The following is a 22,480-nucleotide window of genomic DNA, read 5'->3' as shown; positions in this document are numbered from 1 at the left end:
CCGCCGCCGGATCGCCGCCCTTGCTCAGAGCCGGTCGGCGTCGAGGTTCGGGAAGGTGAAGTGCCCGCCCAGGTGGGCGAAGACGGGGTCGTCGACGGGCGGGTTCCCGTGCGCGGCGAGGACGGCCTCGGCGTGCACCTCGGCGTCGTCGGCCGGTTCGTAGCCGAGCGCGCGGGCCTCGTCCAGCGAGACCCAGCCCCCGCGGGTGTTCGGGGAGACACCGTAGACGATCCGGTAGCCGGGCCGTTCCACGGCGAGGCAGGCCTCCAGCAGGCGGGCGCAGTCGTCCGGGGAGAGCCAGGTGGAGAGGGCACGGGGGTTCGGCGGTTCGGCGAAGCAGGTCATGATCCGGATGCAGACCACGTCCAGGCCGTAGCGGTGGTGGTAGAGCGCGCCGAGCGCCTCGCCGGCCGCCTTGGAGACGCCGTAGTAGGTGTCGGGCAGCGGCGGGCTCGCCGCCGTGAGCGGGTACTCGGCCGGGGTGTGGAAGCCGACCACGTGGTTGGAGGAGGCGAACACCACGCGCGGGACCCCGGCCCGGCGGGCGGCCTCGAAGACGGTGTAGGTGCCGTTGATGTTGACGTCGAGGATCCGCTCCCAGGGCGCTTCCAGGGAGATCCCGCCGAGGTGGATGACGGCGTCGACGCCCTCGCAGGCGGCGCGCATCGCGTCCGGGTCGGTGACGGAGGCCCGGACGGCCTCCTCACCCTCGCCCGGGTCGAGCGGCAGCAGGTCGAGCAGCCGGAGGGTGCGGTCGGGGCGGGCGAGCCGGGGGCGGATCAGGGTACCGACGGCGCCTGCCGCGCCGGTGACGAGGATGCGGGGCACGGTGACTCCCTAGGTCGGAGACGGGTGTGCGGTGCGGGCCCATGGTCACAGAGCTTCGGGCGGTCCACAAGAACAGCGGTTCACAGGAATGACCGTCATTCAGATATGAGAACGCGACTCCCTTGACCTCCACGCCCGGGCCCTCCTACGCTCCTCGGTGTTCCCACCGCTGGACGCTCTCCACGAAGGGACCCATCCCCGTGCCCGCACGCACCGGCCTGCCCCCGCTCGACGGCCTGCTGTTCTTCCCCGTCACCGCCTTCGGCCCCGACGGCACCTTCGACCCCGGGGCCTACCGCGCCCACCTCGACGCCCGCCTCGCCGACCGCCCCGCCGCCGTGTTCGCCGCCTGCGGCACCGGCGAGTTCCCCGCCCTCGCCCCCGCCGAGTACGAGCGCTGCGTCGCCGTCGCCGTCGAGGCCGCCCGCGGACGGGTGCCCGTCGTCGCCGGCACCGGCTACGGCACCGCCCTCGCCCTCGACTTCGCCCGCGCGGCCGAGCGCGCCGGCGCCGACGCCCTGCTCGTCCTGCCGCCGTACGGTCCCGGGGGCGGCCAGGACGGCCTGGTCCGCCACATCACCGCGCTCGCCGAGGGGACCCCGCTCGACCTGATCCTCTACCAGCGCGACCGGACGGTCTACGAGCCCGAAACCGTGGCCCGGCTGGCCGGGCTGCCCGGCGTGGTCGGCTTCAAGGACGGCCTCGGCGACCTCGACCGGATGCTCCGCACCGTCAGCGCGGTCCGCGCCGCCGGGCACCGGGACTTCCAGTTCTTCAACGGCATGCCGACCGCCGAGATGACCCAACTCGCCTACCGGGCCATCGGCGTGCCGCTCTACTCCTCCGCCGTCTTCTGCTTCGCCCCGGACCTCGCGCTCGCCTTCCACCGCGCCCTCGCCGAGGACGACCGGCCCACCCTGACCACCCTGGTCGACGTCTTCCTGCGCCCCTACGTCGAGCTGCGCAACCGGCGCCCCGGCTACGCGGTCTCCCTGGTCAAGGCCGCGACCCGGGCGGCCGGACACCCGGTCGGAAGCGTCCGGGCGCCGCTGACCGAGCCCGAACCGGCGCACCTGCGCGAGCTGTCGGAGCTCCTCGACCGCGCCCGGAAGGCGCTGGCGTGAACGCACCCGAAGGGGCGCCGGCATGAACCCACCTGACGTGAACGCCCCCGAGCAGGCGCCGGCCGTCGCGGTCGGCGGCTACCTCTACCCCTGGGACGCCGACGGCGACCCGGCCTGCGGCGAGCGCCTCACCGGCCTCGGCATCCGCCGGGCCGCCGTCGCCGCCGCGTACCACAGCGTGCGCGCGCTGACCCCGCGCCACCCGCGCCACAAGGTCGTCACCGCCGAGCACGCCGCCGTCTACTTCCGGCCCGACCCGGACCGCTGGTCCGGCACCGGACGGCTGCGACCGGTCGAGGCACCCTGGTCGCCGCGGTCCTTCGGCCGCGCCACCGAGGCGCTGACCGGGGCCGGGGTGGAGGTGTACGCCTGGACCGTCCTCGCGCACGGGCAGCGGCTCGGCGCCCGGCACCCCGACGCGGCGGTGCTCAACGCCTACGGCGACCGCTACCCCTGGGCGCTGTGCGCCGCCTCCCCCGCCGTCCGGCTCTACTGCGCCACGCTGGCCGCCGAGACGGCCGCCCAACCTGGCCTGTCCGGGCTGGAGTTGGAGTCCTGCGGCTGGTACGGCTTCGACCACCTGCACGCCCACGACAAGGTCGCGGGCGTGGCCCTGCCGCCCTCGGCCCGGCTGCTGTTCTCGCTCTGCTTCTGCCCGCACTGCCAGGACGGCTACCGAGCCGAAGGGGCCGACCCCGTCGCCCTGCGCGCCGAGGTGCGGACGGCGCTCGACCCGGTCTTCGCCGGCACCGCCCCGGACGCGGCGCTGGACCCCGAGTCGGCCGGGGCCGTCGCCCGGATGCGGGTGGGCGCGGCCGACGGGCTGCGGCGGTCCGTCCTCGCGGCCGTCGCGGCGGAGCGCCCGGAGCTGCCCGTCCTGCTGCACGGCCAGCCGGACCCGCTCGGCTTCGGCCCCTCCCCCGGCCTGCCGCCCGAGCGGGCCGGGGCAGCCGCGCCCGTACTGCTCGCCCCCACCCGCTCGGCGGCCGCGCTGGCCGCCGTCCGCGCCTACGCCGACCCGACGACGCCCGGGCGGCGCGTCGTGGCCACCGTCGGCGCCGTCGCAGGGCTCGGCGGCGACCCCGCTGACCTACCCGCCTGGTGCGCCGAGCTGACCGCGGCCGGGGCGACCGAACTGCGCTTCTACCACCTGGGCCTGGCCTCCCGGCAGGACCTCACCGCGATCCGCACCGCCGTCGAGGCGGTCGCCGGGACACCGATCGCTCCCTAGCCCGCCCACCGGTAGCCCGCCCACCGCCGACGGCTCAGAGGTGACGCGTCGCCAGCGCCAGCCGCTCCCGGGCCCCGGCGAGCGCGTCCCGGATCATCTGCTCCCGCCCCGGCGTGAGCCGCGCGACCGGCACCGAGCAGCTGACCGCGTCCCGGGCCGGCGTGCGGTACGGCACGGCGACCGCGTAGCAGCACAAGCCCAGGGTGTTCTCCTCCCGGTCGGTGGCGTAGCCGCGCTCGCGCACCTCCCGGAGGTCGTCGAGCAGGGCGGCCCGGCTGGTGTGGGTGTGGTCGGTCAGCGGGTCCAGGCGCTCGGGGAGCAGCCGCTCGACCTCCTCCTCCGGCAGCGTGGCCAGCAGCGCCTTGCCGAGCGCCGTCGCGTGGGCGGGCAGCCGGCGGCCGACCCGGGTGAACGGGCGCAGGTAGTGCTGGGAGGCGCGGGTGGCCAGGTAGACCACGTCGGTGCCGTCCAGACGGGCGAGGTGGACGGTCTCGGTGGTGTCGTCGGCGAGCCGGTCGAGCACCGGACGGGTCGCCGCCACGGCCTCGTCGCCGTCGATGTAGGCGGTGCCGACCAGCAGCGCCCGCACCCCGATGCCGTACCGGGTCCCGGTCAGGTCGGTCTCCACCCAGCCCAGGTCGACCAGGGTGCGCAGCAGCATGTACAGGCTGCTCTTGGGGTAGCCGAGCGCCTCCTGCGCGTCGGCGAGGCTGTGCAGTCCGGGGCGCGCGGCGAAGTACTCCAGCACCTCGATCGTGCGGACGGCGGACTTCACGCCCGCACCGGCGGCTGGGGCGGCGGGGCTCGGCTGCGCCATCGGGGATCCTCCCTGTTCACGTGCGCGTGGGCTGCGAGCAATATAGCCCGGTCGGCCCGGTCGACGCCCTCCTGTCGTTCACATACATGAACCTTGTCCAGACCCTTGACTGGGACACATTCGCCGCCGTGTCATGGTGGACGCCCCCGCACCGTTCCCCGCACCGCCGCACGACCCCCTTCCCCGCCAGCCGAAGGACCGTCATGAAGCGCTTGCTCACCGCCCTGTGCGCCTCCCTCGCCCTGCTCGCCACCGCCCCCGCCCAGGCCGCCACCGCCGTCCGGGCCCGGCCCACCGACGCGCCCGCCTGGACCGGCGACTTCACCGGTTACGGCAGCGGCGCCTGGACCTCGGCCTGGGGCACCCTCACCAAGGGCCAGTGGGGGCAGCAGGACCTCAGCCTGGTCAACGACTCGGCCGCGCCCGGCGACGGCTCGGCGCTCCAGGTGTTCTACGGCGCCGGCTCCTCCGCCAACTCCTGCTCCGACTGCCCCTCCGCCGGCGGCGGCCAGTTCTACACCGACCTCCCCACCCTCGGCCTGGACAACCTCGCCAACTCCACCACCCTGGACCTCAAGTACAGCCTCAAGCTGTCCGCCGGCTTCGACTTCGGCAAGGCCGGCAAGCTCCCCGGCCTGTACGGCGGCACCCCCGGCGAGGCCTCCGGCGGCAACCACGGCAACGCCTGGTCCACCCGCTACATGTGGCGCAACCCCGGCTCCGGGGCCGGCAACGGCGAGGTCTACCTCTACACCCCGTCCAACTCGGGCCCCACCGGCTACGGCGTCGACCTCGGCCTGGGCTCCTGGCAGTGGCCGGCCGACGGCGCCTGGCACGACATCGAGCAGCTGGTCGACCGCAACAGCGGCGACATCACCGTCTGGCTCGACGGCACCCAGGTCTTCACCCAGGCCGGCGCGGGCGCCCCGGACCTCTCCTCGATCCCGTTCAGCGGCGTGTTCTTCTCCACCTTCTACGGCGGCCACGACACCTCCTGGGGCCCGGCCACCGACCAGTACGCCTACTTCGCGCACTTCAGCCTCTCCACCGGCGTCCAGCACTGACGACCCACCGACCCACCACGGAGGCCGAGTTGCGCACCCGAACCCCGCGCACCCGAACCTGGCGGACCCGTCTCGGTCTGCTCGTCGCCGCGAGCCTCACCGCGGCCGTATCGGCCTCCGGTGGAGCCGTCGACGCGGCCGCCGCCCCCGCCGGGGGCCACCCGCGCTGCGCCGGGCACGACCACCACACCTGCGTGCCGCGGACCGTCGTCCTCGACGGTCACCGGCTCGCCGAGACCCGCCGCGCCCTGCACGAGGGCTCCGACCCCGCCCGCACCGCCGCCCTCACCGCCCTGCTCGCCCAGGCGGACGCCGAACTCACCACCGGGCCCTGGACGGTGACCGGCAAGCAGCAGCTCCCGCCCAGCGGCGACCGGCACGACTACCTGAGCCTCGCCCCCTACTACTGGCCGACCGAGCCGCAGACCCCCGACAACCCGTGGGGCTGCCCGTACGAGAACCGCGACGGCCGACGCAACCCGATCGTCGACACCATCCCCGACCACGCCGGCCGCCTCGACGCCTTCACCGCGATCTACCAGCTCTCCCTCGCCTGGTACTACACCGGCGACCGCCGCTACGCCGACCGCGCCGAACTCGACCTGCGCACCTGGTTCACCGATCCGGCGACCCGGATGAACCCGAACATGAACTACGCCCAGGGCATCCCGTGCCAGGTCGACGGCCGCGGCATCGGCATCATCGAGTTCTCCTACCTGCTCACCCAGGTCGTCGACGCCACCGCGATCCTGGACGCGGGCGCCCCCGGCTGGACCGACGGCGACCGGCAGGGCGTCCTCGGCTGGGACGGCGCCTTCCTGGACTGGCTGCGGACCAGCAAGAACGGCCGGGAGGAGACGGCCGCGTCGAACAACCACGGCTCCTTCGACGACCTGATGACCGCCGCCCTCGCCCTCTACACCGGCCGCACCGACACCGCCCGCCGGATCGTCCGGGAGGCCGCCGGCAAGCGGCTGGACGTACAGATCGACGCCGACGGCAGCCAGCCCCAGGAACGCACCCGCACCCGCACCTGGCACTACTTCAACTTCAACCTGGTCGCCCTGACCCGGCTGGCCCAACTCGGCCGGCACCTCGGCATCGACCTCTGGGACCACCGCACCCCGGCCGGCAGCGACCTGGCCGACGCCGTCGACTTCCTGATCACCACCGCAACCGGCACCCCGGCCGACTGGCCCTACCCCGAGACCGACCTGCGCCGCTACGCGGCCCTCGACGTCCTGCACGCCGCCGCCGACGCCGGCGACGACGCCGCCCGCCGCGCCCTCCCGGACGTCCCGCCACCACCCGGCGGGGACCTCTACCCGGTGCGGCCGGCGGCGGAGCAGCTGGACGACATCTCCAAGGCCTGACCGACCGCCGAGCGGTGCACCGGGATCGGATCCCGGCGCACCGCTTGAGCAGGCCCGCTACCGGAAACCGTTCCGTCCCTCATCCGCAGCACCCCACCGTCCGCCCCTGTTGACCGGCCGGAAACTCTGCGACACAGCCGACCGCTTCGTCGGATTGGGCTTTCATCTCAGCCGGTGATGCTCGGTCGGCCGTCCTCGATGTGCCCCATCAGGCGGCGACGGAACTCCTTGTCCTCCGCGATGGAGACGTCCAGGTCGTACCAGCCGTCGGTGCCCTGGGTGTCCCAGGAGATGACGAAGGGCGCTCCCTGGACGGCTTTGCCGCTCTTGGACTGAGCGGGTTCCTGGTAGTGACGCGAGGTCACGGTGACGTTCAGCGGGGTGGTTCCGGCGGTCGTCAGCGTGAGGGTGAGGGCGCGGGGGGAGGCCGCGTCGGTGCCGATGGCGGTGGTGAGGTCGGCTTTGGCGGCAGCTCCCCCTGAGGTTCCGGCGAACTCTCGGCGGAAGCCGTTGGGGCCGGTGAGGTAGAAGTCGTACGCCCCCTTCTTGAGCGGCACGCTGACGGGCTCCGCCGGGGCACCGAGCACGTCGAAGTGCTGCGGCTTCTCGAAGACTTGGTAGGCGTAGAGGGTCACGTGCGCGGACGCCTTGCCGGTACTGGAGCCGGTGTTGGACATCGACAGGGCCACCGCGTCGGAGGTCCCGTCGGACTTCCAGTGCAGCGCGCCGTGGACGTCCACCTGGTACGGCAGCGGCCGGGCCAACCGCCGGGTCGGGTCGGTGGGTTGCTTCGGCTTGTCCCCGGTGCGGCCGAAGTCGAACACCGAGGTGAGGTCGCCGGCCACGGTCCGCCGCCAGCGACTGATCGCGGGCTGCCGGACGCCCAGCCACTCCTCGAGGAAGCGGACCTGCGACGTGTGGTCGAAGACCTGGGAGTTGACGTACCCACCCACCGTCCACGGGGAGACGACGATCATCGGCACCCGATTGCCCAGGCCGATGGGCCACTTGGGCCCCCCGCCGCGCTGGGCGTACTCGTCCTCGACCTCGGGCCGGGGCACGGGCGGCGGCATGTGGTCGAAGAACCCGTCGTTCTCGTCGTAGCTGATGAACAGCACGGTGGATTCCCACATGTCGGGGCGGCCGGCGATCACGTCCAGGACCTGCTTGACGACCTTCTCGCCGTCCCTGGGAGTCGAACTGCCCGGGTGCTCCGAGTCGGGTTCCGCCGGTACCAGGTAGGACACCCGGGGCGCATTGCCTGCGCTGACGTCCTTGAAGAACTCGTAGACGAAGTCCGCGTACCCATGGGGATTGTCCATGTCCAGCGGGGGCGCGTGCCGGGCGAGCCCTCGGCGATAGAGGCTCTTGTCGGTCGCCGACAGGGTCTTCGAATCGGCGGCCGCATTGTCCAGGGGGACCACTGCCGCCCGATAGGCCTTCTTGGCCTTGTCGATCCCAGCCGGGTCGTTCTTCTCCATGGCATCGTGCATGGCCTTGACGAAGGGCTGGTAGTAGTCGTACAGGCTGACCTTGTGGGGGTAGCCGGCCTCTTTCAGGACCGTCGCGGAGATCCTCTTGAACTCGTCGTGGAACTCCAGGTTGTTGTCGTAGAAGTTGTCACAGCCCTGGTAGACCTTCCAGCTGATCGTGCCGGAGCCGAAGGGGTCGTTGTTGACCTCCAGGATCTCCGGGTAGCTGGGCCAGTTGTAGCCCGGCTTCCGGTCCTCCTCGTGCACGTCCGCGTTGGGATCCTCACGATCATGCGCCTCGGCCCCGGTGACCCGGTCGCCCTTGGGCTCCCAGCCGCCGAAGCCGCTGAAGAGGTAGTTGCGGTTGCTGCTGGTCTCGCCCATCACCGAGGCGTGGTAGGCATCGCAGATGGTGAAGGCCTTGGCCAGGTCCTGGTACAGCCCCACGACCTCGGGCTGGTCCAAGTAGCCCATGGTGATTCCGCCCTTGGCCATGATCCACTGGTCGTAGCGGCCGTCGTTCCACGCCTCGTGGCCGGTGTTCCAGTCGTGGGCGCGCGGCTCCTTGATCGCGTCGCCGGGCTTGATCTGATAGGGGCGGTAGACGACGGGGACCGCGCTGTCCTGGTCGGGCTGGTCCAGGACGGAGTGCCCGTCGGGGAGGGTGACGAGGTTGCGGTCGTCCTGCCCTCGAACCCCGCCGAGGCCCTTGCCGAAGTAGTGGTCGAAGGAGCGGTTCTCCTGCATCAGGAAGACCACGTGCCTGATGTCCTTCAGGCTGTGGAGGCTCGGTGGCCGCTCCGCGGCGTCCTGCAGGGACTGGGGCAGCTCGCTTGTCACGCGTTCTCCTGGAGGTTCGGGGCCGGCCGGTAGTCGAGGTAGACGAAGTCGCCGCCGGCGTCGAAGTTGAGGTCGGCGTCGGCGCCGTCCCGCTGGAGTCGGCGATAGCCCTCCTTGGGCTCGACGGCGTCACCGGACTTCGACCAGTGCACGATGTCGAGGTCGGCGATCGGCTCACCCCCCTCGCGGGTCACTGCCAGGTAGAGGGCCGTCGCCTTCACGATCTTCTTGTCCGGGCCGTCTTCCTTCTCGATGCCCTTGTTGAGGTCGATCGGAAGCTTCTGGTACCCCGCGGGCGGCCGCTCCTCGCCCTTCAGGATGCGCAGACCGGTGATGGCCTGGTCCCCCGTGTGCCTCTCGTAGACGAGATACAGGCAGGCGCCGCCCGCGCCGCTGTTCAGGTTGACGGGGATCGGCGTCCACCCGGTGGGCACGTGGTCCGGAGTGTCGTTCGGCGGCTTCTTGTACGGGACCAGGATGTCGATGTCGGTGATCAACTGCCCCATGGGCAGGCCTCCTTCGCAAGGCGTTGAACGCAGGACAGCGGGATAGTCGTCCCGCCTCTGCCATCACGGCCAGTGTCGCTCCGTCACCGTCCGCAGCGGAGTGTGACACTCTGTCCACGACCGATTTTGTTCGTGAGCGATCTTGAACGAGGTGGCGCATGAGGGTTCCAGGGTGGGTGGCCGCCGCGGTGGCCGCCGCCGTGGCCGTGTCGTTGCCGACACCGGGGGGCGCGGCAGCCCCCCGTTCTGGCGCGGCGGCCTGTCCGACGCTGACCCCTGATCCGGGCTGGTACGGCGACAACCTCGCCGCGCTGCAGGACTTCATCGACGCGGCCGGGATGTGCGCCCAGCCCCAGGCACACCCGCTGGCGGTGTTCGACTGGGACAACACGATGGTCCGCAACGACACCGGTGACGCGACGTTGGTGTGGATGCTGCGGGACAGCAAGGTGCGCCAACCCGCGGGGAAGGACTGGTCGACCACCAGCCGCTACCTGACCCCCGCGGCGGCCGACGCGCTGAGCACCGCGTGCGCGGACGCGGCGGACGCCGGACAGCCCCTGCCGACGGCCGACCACGCGCCGTGCGCGGACGAGATCCTCTCGGTCTACCGCGACGCCTCGACCACGGACCACCAGGCGGCGTTCGGGAACCACGACCACCGCCGGATCGAGCCCGCCCTCGCCTGGGCCGCCCAACTCCTGGCCGGCTACACCCCCGACGAGGTCCTGGCCTTCGCCCGCGCGGCACGCGAGGACAGCCTCGCCGCGCCACCGGGGTCCACCCGGACCGTGGGCACCCACCAGGTTCCGACCTGGGTGCGCTACTACCGGCAGATGGCCGACCTGGTCGACACGCTGCGGCGGGCCGGCTTCGACGTCCGGGTCGTCTCGGCCTCGCCCGAGCCCGTCGCCCGGGTCTGGGCCGAGGCGCTGGGGCTCACGGCGGACAAGGTCATCGGCATCCGCAACCAGGTAGGTGCCTCAGGTGAGTTGACTCCTCACCTGACCGGCTGCGGCGGCGCGGACACGGACACCGTGATCACCTACATCGAGGGAAAGCGTTGTTTCATCAACCAGGAGATCCTCGGCATCTCCGGTGCCGCCGCCTTCGCACCGGCACCCTCCGAACGGCGGCAGGCCTTCGCGGCCGGGGACTCCACCACGGACGTCACGTTCGTCGGCGACGCCACCGGGCTCCGCCTGGCGATCAACCGGAACCTACCGGAACTGATGTGCCACGCCTACGACAACGACGACGGCCGCTGGCTCGTGAACCCGATGTTCATCGACCCGCTGCCCGCCCGGGCCACCCGCTACCCCTGCTCGACCACCGCCTACACCCGACCGGACGGCTCCGCGGGCCCGGTCCTGGACATCCAGGGCCGGGTGATCCCGGACCAGGCCGACACCGTGCACGGATCCGCCTGACCGTGCGGGTCGCGGCACTGCGCGTTCCCTCCCCCGACCGACCACGACTTCTCGGAGACCAACCATGACCGTGACCGACATCGACATCCTGGACGGCAAGGACACCAAGCCACCCGCAGGCTGGCTCAAGGACGGGCACGACCTCAACAAAGGGGTCCACGGCAGCGCGGACCTCTTCCTGACATGGGAGAAGGACGGGAAATCGAGCCCGATCACCGACCTCACCATCCTCGTCAACACCGAGACGGCCCCTCCGGGTTTCGAGCCCCCCATCCTCAAGGACCTCAACAAGGGCGCCAAGGGCGCCACCCTCTACCTCTGCTTCTCCAGGAAGGCCGGAAAGCCCATCACGGAACTGGCCGTCGTCCTCTCCGGCGACCCGGACGCGCCCGCTCCGCTCGGCTTCACCCCGTGCAGAACGGACCTCAACAAGGACGCGGGCGGGGAGTACGTCTTCCTCTGCTACAAACAGCAGGAATGACGGCACCCGATCCACCCGATCGTGCCGTGCCCCGGCCCGGCACGATCGGGTCCGTGCAGACCGACGCCAGTTGTAGGCCACGCACCGGCGCGCACGGCGTTCGCGGCCGGCCGTGATCAGCGCGGGATGTCGATCCGGAAGCGCAACCGGCAGATCACCGCGTCGGTGTAGCGCCGCAGGGCCCGGTCGAGGACCGCGCCGCGTTGGTTCTGCAACAGCCGGTGCCACGGGCGGGGGAGGTGCATCTCCGGGATCAGCACCACCAGTTCGTCGTGCTCGTCCTCCGCCGCGAGCGCGCGCAGATGGTCGACGATCGGCCGGGTCAGCGACCGCGTGCGGCTGGTCAGCACCGTCAAGGGGACGTTCGGATGCCAGCTCTCCCACTCCTCCCGTACCTGCTCGGCGCTCGGCGCGTCGGTGTCCTCCGGGTGGACGACGGTGACGGCGCGCACCTCGTCGCCGAGGGAGAGCGCAGCTCCGATCGCCTCCCGCGTCAGCAGGTTCACCGCGCCGACCGGGACGACCACCAGCGAGTGGCGCTCCTGCGGCGGCCCCGGCACCTCACCGACGTGCAGCGCCCGGCCGATCCGTTCGTACGTCCGGTGCACCGACTCGAACGCCACCACCAGCACGGCCACCGCGACGAAGACCAGCCAGCCGCCCTCGCCGAACTTGGCGATCAACTCGATCACCGTCGCCGCCGCCGTCAGCACCGCCCCGGCCCCGTTGAGCACGGCCCTGCCGTGCCAGCCCGGGCCGCGCTCGGCCCGCCAGTGCCGCACCATGCCGATCTGCGAGATGGTGAACCCGATGAACACCCCGATCGCGAACACCGGTACCAGCGCCTGGGTGTCGCCCTGCGCGCCGATCAGCAGCACCAGAGCGGCGCCCGCGAGCACCAGCACGCCGTGCCGGTAGACCTGACGGTCCGCCCGCAGGCCGAAGACGTGCGGCACGTGGTGGTCCCGGGCCAGCAGCGACGCCAGCACCGGCATCCCTCCGAACGAGGTGTTGGCCGCCAACGCCAGCAGGGCCATGGTGGCGAACTGGACCACGTAGAAGCCGAGGTGGTGGCCCAGTGCGCCGTCCGTGAGCTGGGCGAGCAGCGTCTTGGTGCTGCTCGGAGCGACGTGCCACCGTTGGATCAGCAGCGCGAGTCCGATCAGCATCGCCCCCAGCAGCGCGCCGAGCGCGACCTCGGTCCGCTGGGCCCGCCGCACCCGGGGCGTGCGGAAGGTCGGCACCGCGTTGGCGATCGCCTCCACCCCGGTGAGCGCCGCGCAGCCGGAGGCGAAGGCCTTCAGCAGCAGGAGCACCCCGACGGTCTCGGTGGCCCGCGCCACGTGGGCGGGCTCGGTCGCCGGGTGCGCGCGCAGCAGGCCGACGGCGATCACGGTGAAGACCGCCACGACGAACACGACGGTCGGCACGATCAGTGCCTTCGCCGACTCGGCGACGCCGTACAGATTGACGCCGGTGATCAGCGCCAGAACGACCACGCACAGGCCCACCCGCTCCGGGTACAGCCCCGGGAAGGCCGAGGTGAGCGCAGCCACCCCGGCCGAGACCGACACCGCGACGTTCAGCACGTAGTCGATCACCAGTGATGCCGCCGCGACCAGGCTCACCCGCCGCCCGAGATGCGCCCGGGCCACCGCGTACGCGCCGCCACCGTTGGGGAACGCGGCGATCACCTGCCGGTAGGAGACGGTCAGCCCGATCAACAGCACCACGATCGCGGCCGTCACCGGCAGCGTGAAGCCCAGCCCGTGGGTTCCCGCCACGGCGAGGACCAGCACGATCGCCTCCGGGCCGTAGGCGACGGAGGCCATCGCGTCCAGCGAGAGCGCCGCGATCCCCTGGGGGACCGTCAGCCGGTCGCGTTCCCGCCCCGTGACGGACACTTCTCCCGGCGCCGCGCCTGCCGCCATCCCCGGACCTCCGCCTCGACCGTCCCGACCGTCCCGAAAGGGCCGACGCTAGCGGCAGCCGGACGGGCGGAGCGCCGCGACGCGCGACACCGCCGTGTCCTCTCCCCCAGGAGGACCCGGCGGTGTCCGCGTACCCGATGCGGACGGCGGCGAGCGGCCGGATGGTAGGGCGGACAGGTCGTCAGGCCGTCATGAACTCGCCGACCCGGAGCGCCCGCTTCACGATCCGGACGTCGCCGACGTACCCGTGGAACACCTTGTCCAGGACGCCCGCGTAGGAGTAGCCGCCGAGCATCCAGGGCCGCCCGGGCGTCACCAGCCCGACGGCCGGGGTCGCCGGGTTGCGGGCCACCTCGCAGCCGTCGACGTACATCCGGCTGAGCTGCCCGTCGTTGACCACCGCCACGTGCCACCACCGGTCCAGCGGCAGCTGGTGGCCCCAACAGGTCGACGGCCCGGTCTGGTTGACTGGGTAGACGCACCACTGCAGGGCGGGCGCCTCGTTGACGCTGAGCGTGAGGACGGGCTCGTCCGGGTCCGTCCCCGGGCCGCTCCGGCCCGCCTCGCTCGCCGTCCCCCACCGGCTGAGCAGCGCGGACCAGCGGCTCTGCGCCGAGTCCCAGTCGGCGGGCAGCTTGCAGAAGGCTTCGACGGTGAACCCGCGCTCGAAGGTCTCCCGGTTGATCGGCGCGGTGGGCACGGTCTGCAGGTAGCTGCCGTGGACCGGCGAGCGGGTGCCCTTGAACAGCAGGCTGCCGTGGCCCGGCTGGTCCGGGTGGTGGTCGGCGGACCAGGTGAGCGCGCCGTCCGGGGTGCCCGCGGCGCTCTGCCGGAGCAGGTCGTTGCCCTGCCCCGTCAGGTCCTTGACGACCTGCTGCGGGGAGACCGCCGTACCGTCGCCACCGCCGCCGTCGAAACGCCAGTACGCCACGGTGCCCCGGACCAGCAGCTCGGCCGCCCGGCGGGCCGGCCGCTGCGGAACGGGCGCGAAGCCGGCGAAGCGGCGGTCGAAGTCGATCGCGAGCGAGAAACGGTCCACGTCCGAGGTCAGCTCGACCTCCTGCGCGGCCAGGGTGTTGCGCTCCTCGGCCGCGATCTCCTGGATCCACGGCGAGAACGTCGACACGTCGACCGTGTTCCGGTCGAGGTCGAAGCGGTACGTCCGGATCATCGCGGCGCCGCCGTAGTAGCGGTCCTGGTAGTTGGTGATGTGGACGTGGACGTCGTGGCCCGCCTTGTTCCGCAGCACCGTCCGCCCGGGCGGCCAGTAGTGCCCGTTGACGGTCAGGAAGATCTGGTCGTTGCCGCTGATCAGCCGCTCCCAGAGCTGCTTGCCGTAGTCGGACAGCTCGGCCCGGCCGCCGTCGTCGGCGTACGCCAGTTCGTGGGTGGTCAGGATCACCGGGACCTTCGGGTTGGCGGCGATCACCGCGTTGGCCCAGGCGAAACCGGCGTCCGAGAGCCGCCAGTCCAGCGAGAGCAGCATCCACGGCCGCCCGCCCGCGGTGAAGATGTGGCAGGTGTTGTAGCCGTCCGGGCTGGAGCTGTGGTACCCGGAGGTGCGGGCGGCGCGCTCCTTGCCGAAAGTCTCCAGGTACGGGGTGGTGCCGCGCCGGTCGTCGGTCGAGGAGCGGACGTCGTGGTTGCCGGCGAGCACGCCGTAGGCCGCGCCGGCGTCGTCCAGCAGGCCGAAGACCTTGGTGACGGCGGCGTACTCGACGGCCAGTCCGTTCTCGGTGACGTCGCCGAGGTGGGCCAGGAAGACGATGTTGTCGTCCGTCCCGTCCTCCCGGTTGACCCCGCCGTCGAGCACGTAGCGGATCGAGGCCTCCAGCGGGGCCGGGTGGATCCGGTCCTGGTCGAACAGGTACTGGGTGTCCGGCATGACGACGACGGTGAACCGCCGGGCGTCCGGGTCGGGCTGCCAACGCCCCCGGCCCTTGGCCTGCTTCGGCTTCTCCGACGCGTCCGCCGAGGCCGCCCGCGCCGGCGCCGCGCCGAGCAGGCCCAGCCCCACGGTCCCGACCCCGGCGCCCAACAGGCCCGCTCCGCGCAGGAATCGGCGCCGGCCGGCCGCGGCCGCTCCGTCCCCGTCGAGGTCGGCCGTCCGCGGGCAGTCGCATACCTGCCCGGACTCGTGGATGTCGTGCATGTTCGCTCCCGGAGGTGGTGTGGGCCCTGACGGTACGTACCGGGTCTGGTCGCAGATCATCCGCCGAGCCACGCGCCGCTGAACAGCGGCCGAACCACCGACCATCGACCGGCCGTGGGTGCCGATCTCGGGCCGGAAGCACACCCCCTGCTACTGCCCCAGCAGGGCCAGCGTGTGGCGGCAGATGAAGACCGGGCAGACGGAGGCTTCGGCCACCACGGATCGTCGGGCCACAAACCTGATGTCGGCGTCGTTCACCGCCAGGCGGTGGTGACGGCGATGACGGCCCGGGCCAGGGCCACGGGCTGGTCGCGGGCGATGAGGTGCCCGGCGCCTTGGAGGGGCCGGACTGTGGTGTGGGGAGCCAGGCGCAGCAATCGGTCGATGTCCTCGTCGGTGAGCGAGGAACCGTGGTCGCCGTGGACGAGCAGGATGGGCAGGGCGAGTTCCGCGGTGACCTGCCGTAGCCGCGGAACCTGGGTGAGGATGTCCTCGACCAGCTCGGTGCGGGTACCGTGCAGGCCGGCGGCGGCCAGGAAGCGGCGCACCCGGGAGGGCTCCAGGCAGGGCACGACGTCGACCAGCACCAGTCCCGCCACCCTTGCCCGTACTACCGGGTCGGTGAGGGCGGCGACGGCGGCGAGGCCGCCCAGTGAAGCACCGACGACCACGCATCCCGGCGGCTCGGCGCACAGCATCGCGGTGACGTCCTCCGCGCACGGGGACAGCGCCCGGGCGTCGCCGCTGCTCTCACCGTGGCCTCGTTGGTCGTAGGCCACGCACCGGTACCCGGCATCGACGAGGACCTCGCTGACCGGCCCCCACACCTGACGCCGCTCGCCACCGGCGTGCAGCAGCAGGAAGGCCGGTCCGGCACCGATCTCCTCCCCGCGCAGGACCGCATCGGGGCGAGTGATCCGCCGTGGCCGTGGGACGGCAGGGTCGATCATGAAACTGACACCTTCCCCCTCTTGCCGCACATGCGCCGCCAGGCAGCCGGGGACCGGCCGGCGGCTCACATCCGACGCGACGCCGCACGCTGCCCGCAGGACGCGTTGGAAACCGTACCCCGCCCCGTGTGCGCGTCGAACCATGGTTGAAGTGACCGAGCGTGGCGACCTTCACAACCGCCCCGGAGGGTCCCCGCACACAACCGGCGGGGCTTCAGGGCCGCCGGTACCCGAGGGCGTGCGTACGGGACTTGGGGACGGCGAGGTCCCTGCGGACGAAGCGGGCCGAGCCGGAGATGAACGGCATCACGCCGAGCACGGCGACACCGAGGACGACCTCGCCCCGGACGACCTCGGGGGCGAGGTCCCTCGGCGCCGCACCCCGACAGCGGCTCGCGGCCGTCGTCGACATCACCGACCGGTGCGGGGAACGCGTCGCCGAACTGCTCACCGCCGTGGGCCTCACACCCGACCACGCCGCCCGCCACCCCCACGAACTGTCCGGCGGACAACGCCAACGCGTCTCCGTCGCCCGGGCCCTGGCCGCCGAACCCGACGTCCTGCTCTGCGACGAGATCACCTCCGCCCTCGACGCCGACGCCGCCGACGGCATCATGGAACTGCTGCGCGGCCTACGGACCGACCGGGGCCTCGCCGTGGTGCTCGTCAGCCACGACCTGCCCCTGGTCTCGGCCCACGCGGACCTCCTGCTCACCCTCAACGGCACCGGCCGGGCACCGCTCACCGAGCACCGGACAGCCCCGAGCCCGGTGCCCAACTGAGCCCTCCGCGGGGAATCAGCCCGCCGCTTCGACGTCCGGCCCACCGGCCGGACCGACGCCGTCCCGGACCTCCGTCCAGGTCCGCCGGGCTCCGCGGCTGAGCGCCCAACCGCCCCTCCTGCCCTGGGGCTGCGGCGGCTGCCCGGCCCCTCGGGCGGCGGCCGCGCACACGCGGCGCAGCAGGGAGTTGAGCTCGACGCGCTGCCCCTTCGTCAGCGACGCCAGCAGCGCGTCCTGGGTCGCCGACGCGTCCTCGTGGAGCACCTCCAGGGCGGCCTCGCCCGAGGTGGTGATCGTCAGGACCTCCTGCCGACCGCCGACGTGCACCACCATCGACTGCAGCAGACGCGCCGACAGCAGGTCGTCCAGCGCCTGGTCCACCTCCTCGGCGGGCGCCGTGACCCGGGCGATGAGGTCGTGCCGCCCGTGCGGCCCCAGCTTCGCCAGTGCGGACAACAGTGCGTGGTGGACCGGGGTCAGCCCCCGGTGTTCCAGCCGGGCCGCCAACAGGCGGTCGACGGCCCGCCCGGCCTCCGACAGGAGGTAGACGGACTGCTCGAACGGACTCGACGATCCCTGCCGTCCGTCGTACAAACCGTGACCCCATCATCGGAAGAGCGCGACGCACACGGCGTCGGCGGAGCAAGCCGAGGCTCACCATACCCGCGTCTTCGATCATCGGTCTACATCGATGTCGTCAGATACGTCGGGGACCCGCACGTCAGTGGCCCACGATCCTCCGGGCCGCGTACTCCACGTACTCGTGCAGGCCGTAGGCCAGACCGAGCGCCAGCAGGACCGACACCAGCACCGCCGCGACGAGCCCGGACGCGGCCGCACGCGGCCCGCGCCCCCGGGGCCCGGCCGGCACCGGCTCCAGCAGGGCCCGGACCCGCTGGGGAACCGGCCCCGTGCTCACGGACAGGAACCCACCGCCGCGCCCGCCCGTCCCGACCGATCCCGCCAGCGCGGCATGGGCGATGGCGGTCGCGGCGGCCTTCCGGTCCCCCACCGCCGCCGCGGCCGCCTCGTCCGCCCACCGTTCCAGGTGGAACTCCAGCGTCGGGCCCAACTGCGCGAGCGCCGGGTGCACGGCGGCGGCGAAGTCGGTGACGGCCGAGAGCACGTGGTGGCGGCCGCCGAGGTGAGCTCGCTCGTGGGCGAGCAACACCGCGCGCTCCGTCGGCCCGAGGACTCCGAGCATGCCCTCCGTCACGACCACGCGGCCGGCCCGCCCGCGGTAGCGCGGCAGGGCGAATGCCTCCGCCTCCTCGCCCGGCACCACCAGCACATCACCGTCGGCCTTCCCCTCCCCGGTGAGCTCCCACGCACGCGACAACAGCACACGATGCCGGCGTGCGGCCAGCGCCAGCCGGACCGCCTGCGCGGCCAGCAGCACCCCGGCCGCGCCGGACACCGGCACCACCGCCGGCCAGTCCGCCGCGACCTGGGCGAACCTCAGCTGCTCCAGCACCGCCAGGAACGGCACATGGAAGAGCCCGGCCAACGCCGCCACCGTGCCGCCCGCGAGCAGCACCGCCGCCCCCGCGAGCGTCAGGGAGGCCTCGCGGGGCGGCAGCAGGCCGGCCAGGCGACGGGCCGCGGGCGCGGCTGCCCACGGAAGGAGGACGGCGAGGGCGACGATCACCAGGAACAGCGTCACGTCCCACCCTCCACAGCGGGCTCGCTCTCGACCGGGGCGGCCGCGTCGGCCTCCACCTCGGCCAGCAGCCGCCGCAGGACGTCCCCATCGTCCGCGGACAAGGAGGTCACGAAGCGCTTCAGCACCAAGTCCCGCTGCGGCTCCCGCTCCAGCTCCCGGCGCATCCGCCCGGCGGCCAGGCCGGCGGCATCCGAGACCGGCGCGTAGGCGAAGGAGCGCCCCGGCCGGGTGCGTTCCAGGGTGCCCTTCTCGTGCAGCCGGGTGAGGATCGTCGCCACCGTCGTCCGGGCGAGGCCCTGCGACAGCGCACCCTTGACCTGCTGGGCCGTCATCGGCTCCCCGGCCGCCCACAGCACGGCCATCACGTCCGCGACCAGCTCCCCGTGCGGACGCCTGGCCTCCTGGTGGTCTCTCGCCATCTCTCCCCCTGTCCCGGTGTACTCATCCGACACACCCCGGACCCGACGGCGATCGGCGACGAGGGCCGCCCGCACCGGTGTGGCAGGAGTGGGTACGGCGCGTGTGACTTAGGTGTGCCTCAGCTAACTTTACGAGGCCTGCGCAGCATCGCCGAGCCCCACCCCCGTCGAACGCCGTCCCTCGGCGCCCGGCTCACGACCCGTCCGCGTCCGGGCGCGCCAGGCCACCGATCAACGCGGCCAGGGCCGGCCGCAGTTCGGCGCAGTGGGCGCCCGGCCCCAGGTGGGGGGCCGCGGTGCGGGCGAGCGCCAGCGCGGGGAGGGCCAGGGGATCGGCGGCTGCGAGCGCGGCGGTCCGCTGGCTGGGCTCGCGCGGGCGGCTGACGGGGTGTTCGGAGAGAAGCTCACCGGCGAGGAGTTGCCAGCAGGAACGGTAGGCGGCCACCGCGAGCGGGGGCCGGAGCCCGGCGGCCATCAGGTCGGCGAGGCAGGCGTCGGTGAAGGGCAGGGCCCGCTCGGAGGTCATCTCCCCGCGGATGAGGACGTGCAGGACCCAGACGTGCCCCGCGAGGAAGTCGTGGGCGTCCAGGAGTCGACGGAGCAGCCTGGCGATCGGCGAGTCGCCCGGGACGTCCACGGGCATGCCGTCGGCGATCTCGTCGAGGACGGCGAGCAGCAGGCTCTCGCGGTCGGCGACGTGCCGGTACAGAGAGGCGGCGGCCGTGTCGAGTTCGGTGGCCACGGCCCGCATGGTCAGCGCGTCGATGCCGTCCCGCTCGATCAGTCGCCGTGCGGCGGCGACGATCACGTCCGGGGTCAGCCCCGGGCGCCGTCGGCGGGGGCCGTCGTGGCCGGGGCCGGTCGTCGTTCGCTGTTCTGCCACTCCGTCATCCTGCCACGCCGGACCGGCCCACCTGCGGGCTTGCATTCTCATTCAGGTAAGGCTTACCTTACGCGAACACTGTTCGCATCGGAGGAAGCCATGCCCGGATCACCCCTGCCCACCTCATCGACGGTCCCTCCCGAGGGCCGCTCCGCAGCCGCTCCGAGCGGGCACGGCCGGTCCGGGCCGCGCACCGGTCCGGTGTTGGCCACGGCGAGCCTCTGTCAGCTGCTGGTGGCGCTCGACGCGAGCATCGTGAACATCGCCCTGCCGTCGATGGGCGGCTCCCTGGGCTTCGCCGACGGCGCGCTGCCCTGGGTCGTCAACGCCTACGCCCTCGCCTTCGGCGGTCTGCTGCTCCTGGGCGGACGGGTGGCCGATCTGGTGGGGCACCGTCGTGCACTGCTGGCGGGTCTGGCGCTGTTCGGGATCACCTCCGTGCTCGGCGGATTCGCCCAGACCCCTGCCCAGCTGATCACCGCCAGGGCCGGACAGGGCGTGGCCGCCGCGCTGCTCGCACCCCTCAGCCTCACCCTCATCATGGTCACCTTCGCCGAAGGGGCCGCCCGCGCCCGCGCCCTGGGCGTCTGGTCGATGGTGACGGCCGCGGGCAGCGCCATGGGCGTCCTGCTCGGCGGAGTGCTCACCGACCTGCTCGACTGGCGCTGGGTGTTCTTCGTCAACGTCCCGCTGGTCCTGCTGGCGGGCGTCCTGGCCGTCCGCGCGATCACCACCGCCCGGCCGGAGCGCACCGGCCGGCTCGACCTGGTCGGCGCGGTGCTCGGCACCGGGGCGATGTGCGCGCTCGTCTACGGGCTGATGGAGACCGACCGCCACCCGTGGACGTCCGCCCGGACCCTGGTCACCCTCGGCGCCGCCGTACTCGTCGGGATCGCCTTCCTGGTCTGGGAGGCCCGCTTCGCGTCCGCGCCGATCGTCCGGCTCGGGGTGCTGCGGGCCCGGACCGCCTGGACCGCGAGCCTGATCGTCACCCTGATCGGCGCGGCGATGCTGGTGGGCTTCTACTTCTGCTCGCTGCACCTCCAGAACGTCCTGCACTACGGCCCGCTCGCGGCCGGCGCCGCCTTCCTCCCCTTCTGCGCCGGCGTGATGGCGGGCAGCATGGCGGCCGGCCGCCTGAGCACCCGGTTCGGAGCACGGGCCACGCTCGCCGGAGGACTGCTGCTGGCCGGCCTCGGGATGCTCTGGTTCAGCGGGCTCGGCGTCGACTCCGGCTACCTGACCGCCTTCCTCGGCCCCTGCATCGTCACCAGCACCGGCGTCGGGATCTGCATGGTCGCCAACACGGCGATGGGCACCTCGGGGGTCGCCCCGCACGAGGCCGGACTGGTCAGCGGGCTGCTCAACGCCGGGCGCCAGTGCGGCGGCAGCATCGGCCTGGCGGTGCTCTCCTCGCTCGCCGTCGCCGCGACCCGGGACTCGGAGCACACCGGACAGCAGCCACTGGCCGCCCTCGCGGCCGGCTACGACCGCGCGTTCGTCGTCACCGCGGCACTGCTGGCCGTCGCGGCGCTGATCGCGGTGCTGTTCGTCCCCGCTCCCGCGCCGAAGTCCTCCGCGCGGGGCTGACGACGTACCTCCCCGACCCGCTGTCCGACGCACCGGAGGGGCCGTGGTCGACCACGGCCCCTCCGGACGGTTCAGAGGATCGTCAAGCGGTTCGGTCAGGAGGTCTTGAGGGCGGTGTCGTCGAGGACGAAGCTGGTCTGCCCGTTGCCGTCCTCGGTGCCGGTGAACTTCACGGTCACGGACTTGCCCGCGAAGCTCGACAGGTCGAAGGTCTTCTGGACGTAGCCGTTGCCGGCGTTGAGGTTGGAGTAGGTGGCGAGGGTGGTGGAGCCCGCCTGGACGGTCAGGGTGTCGTCGGCCGTGGTCGAGGTCTTGGCCGTGTCGACGTGCAGCCAGAAGGAGAAGCTGGCCTTGCAGCCGGCCGGGACGGTGACGGTCTGGCTCAGGGTGTCGGTGTGCGGGGCGCCGTAGCCGTCCAGCCAGGCCTTCCAACTACCGCTGTGGGCGGGCTCGGAGGAGCTGTTGTCGATCACGCCGGCGGAGGCGCTCCAGGGTGCGGCGGAGCCGGTCTCGAAGCCGGGGTTGCCGAGCAGCTGGCCGGGCTTGGCGCAGGTGCCGCCGCCGCTCCCGGCGACGGTCCAGGTGAAGGACGCGGAGCCGGTGGCGCCGGTGGCGTCCTTGACGGTGACCGTCACGTTGCTGCTGCCCGCGGTGGTCGGGGTGCCGGAGATCAGGCCGGAGGAGGAGTTGATCGACAGGCCGCCCGGCAGGCCGCTCGCCGAGTAGCTCAGGCTCTGCCCGGTGGCCGAGTCGCTGGCGTGGATCTGCAGGCTGGCCGCGGTGCCGACGGTGCCGGACTGGTTGCCGGGGCCGGTGACGGTGACGGTGTTGCCACCGGTGCTGCCGCCGGCGGTGAAGGCGGCCAGGCCGTTGGGGGTGCCGAGGCCGGTGGGGCCGTCGTAGCCGGCGCCGGCGGTGCACAGGTAGTCGGGCGAGCAGGTGCC

Annotated in this window: 21 protein-coding genes; 8 read left to right on the top strand and 13 right to left on the bottom strand. The window is 72.8% G+C overall.

The genetic code is table 11. From position 1 onward, the window contains the following. Positions 1–24: 24 nt before the first annotated feature. The gene (locus ABTZ03_RS34550) at positions 25–828 is read right to left on the bottom strand and encodes an NAD-dependent epimerase/dehydratase family protein (protein WP_350517118.1); all 804 of its coding nucleotides are present in this window, start codon (positions 826–828) and stop codon (positions 25–27) included. 200 nt (positions 829–1,028) lie between these two features. Between ABTZ03_RS34550 and ABTZ03_RS34545 the strand changes: the two genes are divergently transcribed. Both ABTZ03_RS34545 and ABTZ03_RS34540 read left to right on the top strand, forming a co-directional pair. Next, the gene (locus ABTZ03_RS34545) at positions 1,029–1,952 is read left to right on the top strand and encodes a 5-dehydro-4-deoxyglucarate dehydratase (RefSeq protein ID WP_350517117.1); all 924 of its coding nucleotides are present in this window, start codon (positions 1,029–1,031) and stop codon (positions 1,950–1,952) included. Between the two features lie 22 nt (positions 1,953–1,974). After that, entirely contained in the window at positions 1,975–3,183 is a 1,209-nt protein-coding gene (locus ABTZ03_RS34540; protein WP_350517116.1) for a hypothetical protein, read from the top strand. Positions 3,184–3,217: 34 nt separating this feature from the next. Here the strand turns inward: ABTZ03_RS34540 and ABTZ03_RS34535 are convergent, their stop codons facing one another. After that, complete coding sequence (locus tag ABTZ03_RS34535) at positions 3,218–4,000, bottom strand: IclR family transcriptional regulator (RefSeq protein WP_350517115.1); 783 nt, start codon at positions 3,998–4,000, stop codon at positions 3,218–3,220. A 203-nt stretch (positions 4,001–4,203) separates the two neighbouring features. Between ABTZ03_RS34535 and ABTZ03_RS34530 the strand changes: the two genes are divergently transcribed. Together ABTZ03_RS34530 and ABTZ03_RS34525 are read left to right on the top strand one after the other, a co-directional pair. Next, positions 4,204–5,064: a polysaccharide lyase gene (locus ABTZ03_RS34530; protein ID WP_350517114.1), complete on the top strand. Its 861-nt coding sequence runs from the start codon at positions 4,204–4,206 to the stop codon at positions 5,062–5,064. Between the two features lie 29 nt (positions 5,065–5,093). Continuing rightward, positions 5,094–6,437 (top strand): alginate lyase family protein, encoded by a 1,344-nt coding sequence (locus ABTZ03_RS34525; protein ID WP_350517113.1) that lies wholly within the window; start codon positions 5,094–5,096, stop codon positions 6,435–6,437. Between the two features lie 167 nt (positions 6,438–6,604). Here ABTZ03_RS34525 and ABTZ03_RS34520 read toward each other — a convergent pair whose 3' ends face one another. Both ABTZ03_RS34520 and ABTZ03_RS34515 read right to left on the bottom strand, forming a co-directional pair. Then, complete coding sequence (locus ABTZ03_RS34520; RefSeq protein ID WP_350517112.1) at positions 6,605–8,749, bottom strand: alkaline phosphatase family protein; 2,145 nt, start codon at positions 8,747–8,749, stop codon at positions 6,605–6,607. Continuing rightward, positions 8,746–9,255: a hypothetical protein gene (locus ABTZ03_RS34515; protein WP_350517111.1), complete on the bottom strand. Its 510-nt coding sequence runs from the start codon at positions 9,253–9,255 to the stop codon at positions 8,746–8,748. The genes ABTZ03_RS34520 and ABTZ03_RS34515 overlap by 4 nt, the downstream gene beginning before the upstream one ends. Positions 9,256–9,413: 158 nt before the next feature. On the opposite strand from ABTZ03_RS34515, the gene ABTZ03_RS34510 reads away from it, so the two are divergent. Both ABTZ03_RS34510 and ABTZ03_RS34505 read left to right on the top strand, forming a co-directional pair. Then, on the top strand, positions 9,414–10,685 hold the full coding sequence (locus tag ABTZ03_RS34510; RefSeq protein ID WP_350517110.1) for a haloacid dehalogenase-like hydrolase: 1,272 nt from the start codon (positions 9,414–9,416) through the stop codon (positions 10,683–10,685). 64 nt (positions 10,686–10,749) lie between these two features. Next, the gene (locus ABTZ03_RS34505) at positions 10,750–11,166 is read left to right on the top strand and encodes an MVB12 family protein (RefSeq protein ID WP_350517109.1); all 417 of its coding nucleotides are present in this window, start codon (positions 10,750–10,752) and stop codon (positions 11,164–11,166) included. A 116-nt stretch (positions 11,167–11,282) separates the two neighbouring features. On the opposite strand, the gene ABTZ03_RS34500 is transcribed toward ABTZ03_RS34505, so the two are convergent. From ABTZ03_RS34500 to ABTZ03_RS34485, 4 genes are all read right to left on the bottom strand, one after another. Next, positions 11,283–13,097, bottom strand: coding sequence for an APC family permease (locus ABTZ03_RS34500; protein ID WP_502894678.1), 1,815 nt, complete (start codon positions 13,095–13,097; stop codon positions 11,283–11,285). 181 nt (positions 13,098–13,278) lie between these two features. Further along, positions 13,279–15,249: a LamG-like jellyroll fold domain-containing protein gene (locus ABTZ03_RS34495; RefSeq protein ID WP_350517107.1), complete on the bottom strand. Its 1,971-nt coding sequence runs from the start codon at positions 15,247–15,249 to the stop codon at positions 13,279–13,281. A gap of 254 nt (positions 15,250–15,503) precedes the next feature. Further along, positions 15,504–16,199 (bottom strand): alpha/beta fold hydrolase, encoded by a 696-nt coding sequence (locus tag ABTZ03_RS34490; protein ID WP_350517106.1) that lies wholly within the window; start codon positions 16,197–16,199, stop codon positions 15,504–15,506. Positions 16,200–16,413: 214 nt separating this feature from the next. Beyond that, positions 16,414–16,611 (bottom strand): hypothetical protein, encoded by a 198-nt coding sequence (locus ABTZ03_RS34485; RefSeq protein WP_350517145.1) that lies wholly within the window; start codon positions 16,609–16,611, stop codon positions 16,414–16,416. Between ABTZ03_RS34485 and ABTZ03_RS34480 the strand changes: the two genes are divergently transcribed. Continuing rightward, a complete protein-coding gene (locus tag ABTZ03_RS34480) occupies positions 16,610–16,981 on the top strand; it encodes an ATP-binding cassette domain-containing protein (RefSeq protein ID WP_350517144.1) in 372 nt (123 codons plus the stop codon). The genes ABTZ03_RS34485 and ABTZ03_RS34480 overlap by 2 nt on opposite strands. Positions 16,982–16,996: 15 nt before the next feature. Here the strand turns inward: ABTZ03_RS34480 and ABTZ03_RS34475 are convergent, their stop codons facing one another. The 4 genes from ABTZ03_RS34475 to ABTZ03_RS34460 all read right to left on the bottom strand — a co-directional run bounded on the left by ABTZ03_RS34475 (position 16,997) and on the right by ABTZ03_RS34460 (position 19,946). Then, on the bottom strand, positions 16,997–17,575 hold the full coding sequence (locus ABTZ03_RS34475) for a MarR family winged helix-turn-helix transcriptional regulator (RefSeq protein ID WP_350517105.1): 579 nt from the start codon (positions 17,573–17,575) through the stop codon (positions 16,997–16,999). 127 nt (positions 17,576–17,702) lie between these two features. Next, positions 17,703–18,644 carry a M48 family metalloprotease gene (locus tag ABTZ03_RS34470; protein ID WP_350517104.1) on the bottom strand — a complete coding sequence of 314 codons (942 nt, stop codon included), beginning with the start codon at positions 18,642–18,644 and terminating at the stop codon, positions 17,703–17,705. Beyond that, on the bottom strand, positions 18,641–19,063 hold the full coding sequence (locus ABTZ03_RS34465; protein WP_350517103.1) for a BlaI/MecI/CopY family transcriptional regulator: 423 nt from the start codon (positions 19,061–19,063) through the stop codon (positions 18,641–18,643). Before ABTZ03_RS34465 ends, ABTZ03_RS34470 begins: the two co-directional genes overlap by 4 nt. Before the next feature lie 193 nt (positions 19,064–19,256). After that, the gene (locus tag ABTZ03_RS34460; RefSeq protein WP_350517102.1) at positions 19,257–19,946 is read right to left on the bottom strand and encodes a TetR/AcrR family transcriptional regulator; all 690 of its coding nucleotides are present in this window, start codon (positions 19,944–19,946) and stop codon (positions 19,257–19,259) included. Between the two features lie 201 nt (positions 19,947–20,147). On the opposite strand from ABTZ03_RS34460, the gene ABTZ03_RS34455 reads away from it, so the two are divergent. After that, positions 20,148–21,536 carry an MFS transporter gene (locus ABTZ03_RS34455; RefSeq protein WP_502894679.1) on the top strand — a complete coding sequence of 463 codons (1,389 nt, stop codon included), beginning with the start codon at positions 20,148–20,150 and terminating at the stop codon, positions 21,534–21,536. Between the two features lie 95 nt (positions 21,537–21,631). Here the strand turns inward: ABTZ03_RS34455 and ABTZ03_RS34450 are convergent. Further along, positions 21,632–22,480, bottom strand: an 849-nt coding sequence (locus tag ABTZ03_RS34450) for a putative Ig domain-containing protein (RefSeq protein WP_350517100.1), incomplete at its 5' end; no start/stop codon positions are given.

It is taken from the genome of Kitasatospora sp. NPDC096077 (assembly GCF_040303245.1).
Taxonomy (GTDB): Bacteria; Actinomycetota; Actinomycetes; order Streptomycetales; family Streptomycetaceae; genus Kitasatospora.
The sequence above is the reverse complement of the archived record's forward strand: the minus strand, read 5'-3'. Positions and strand labels throughout refer to the sequence as shown.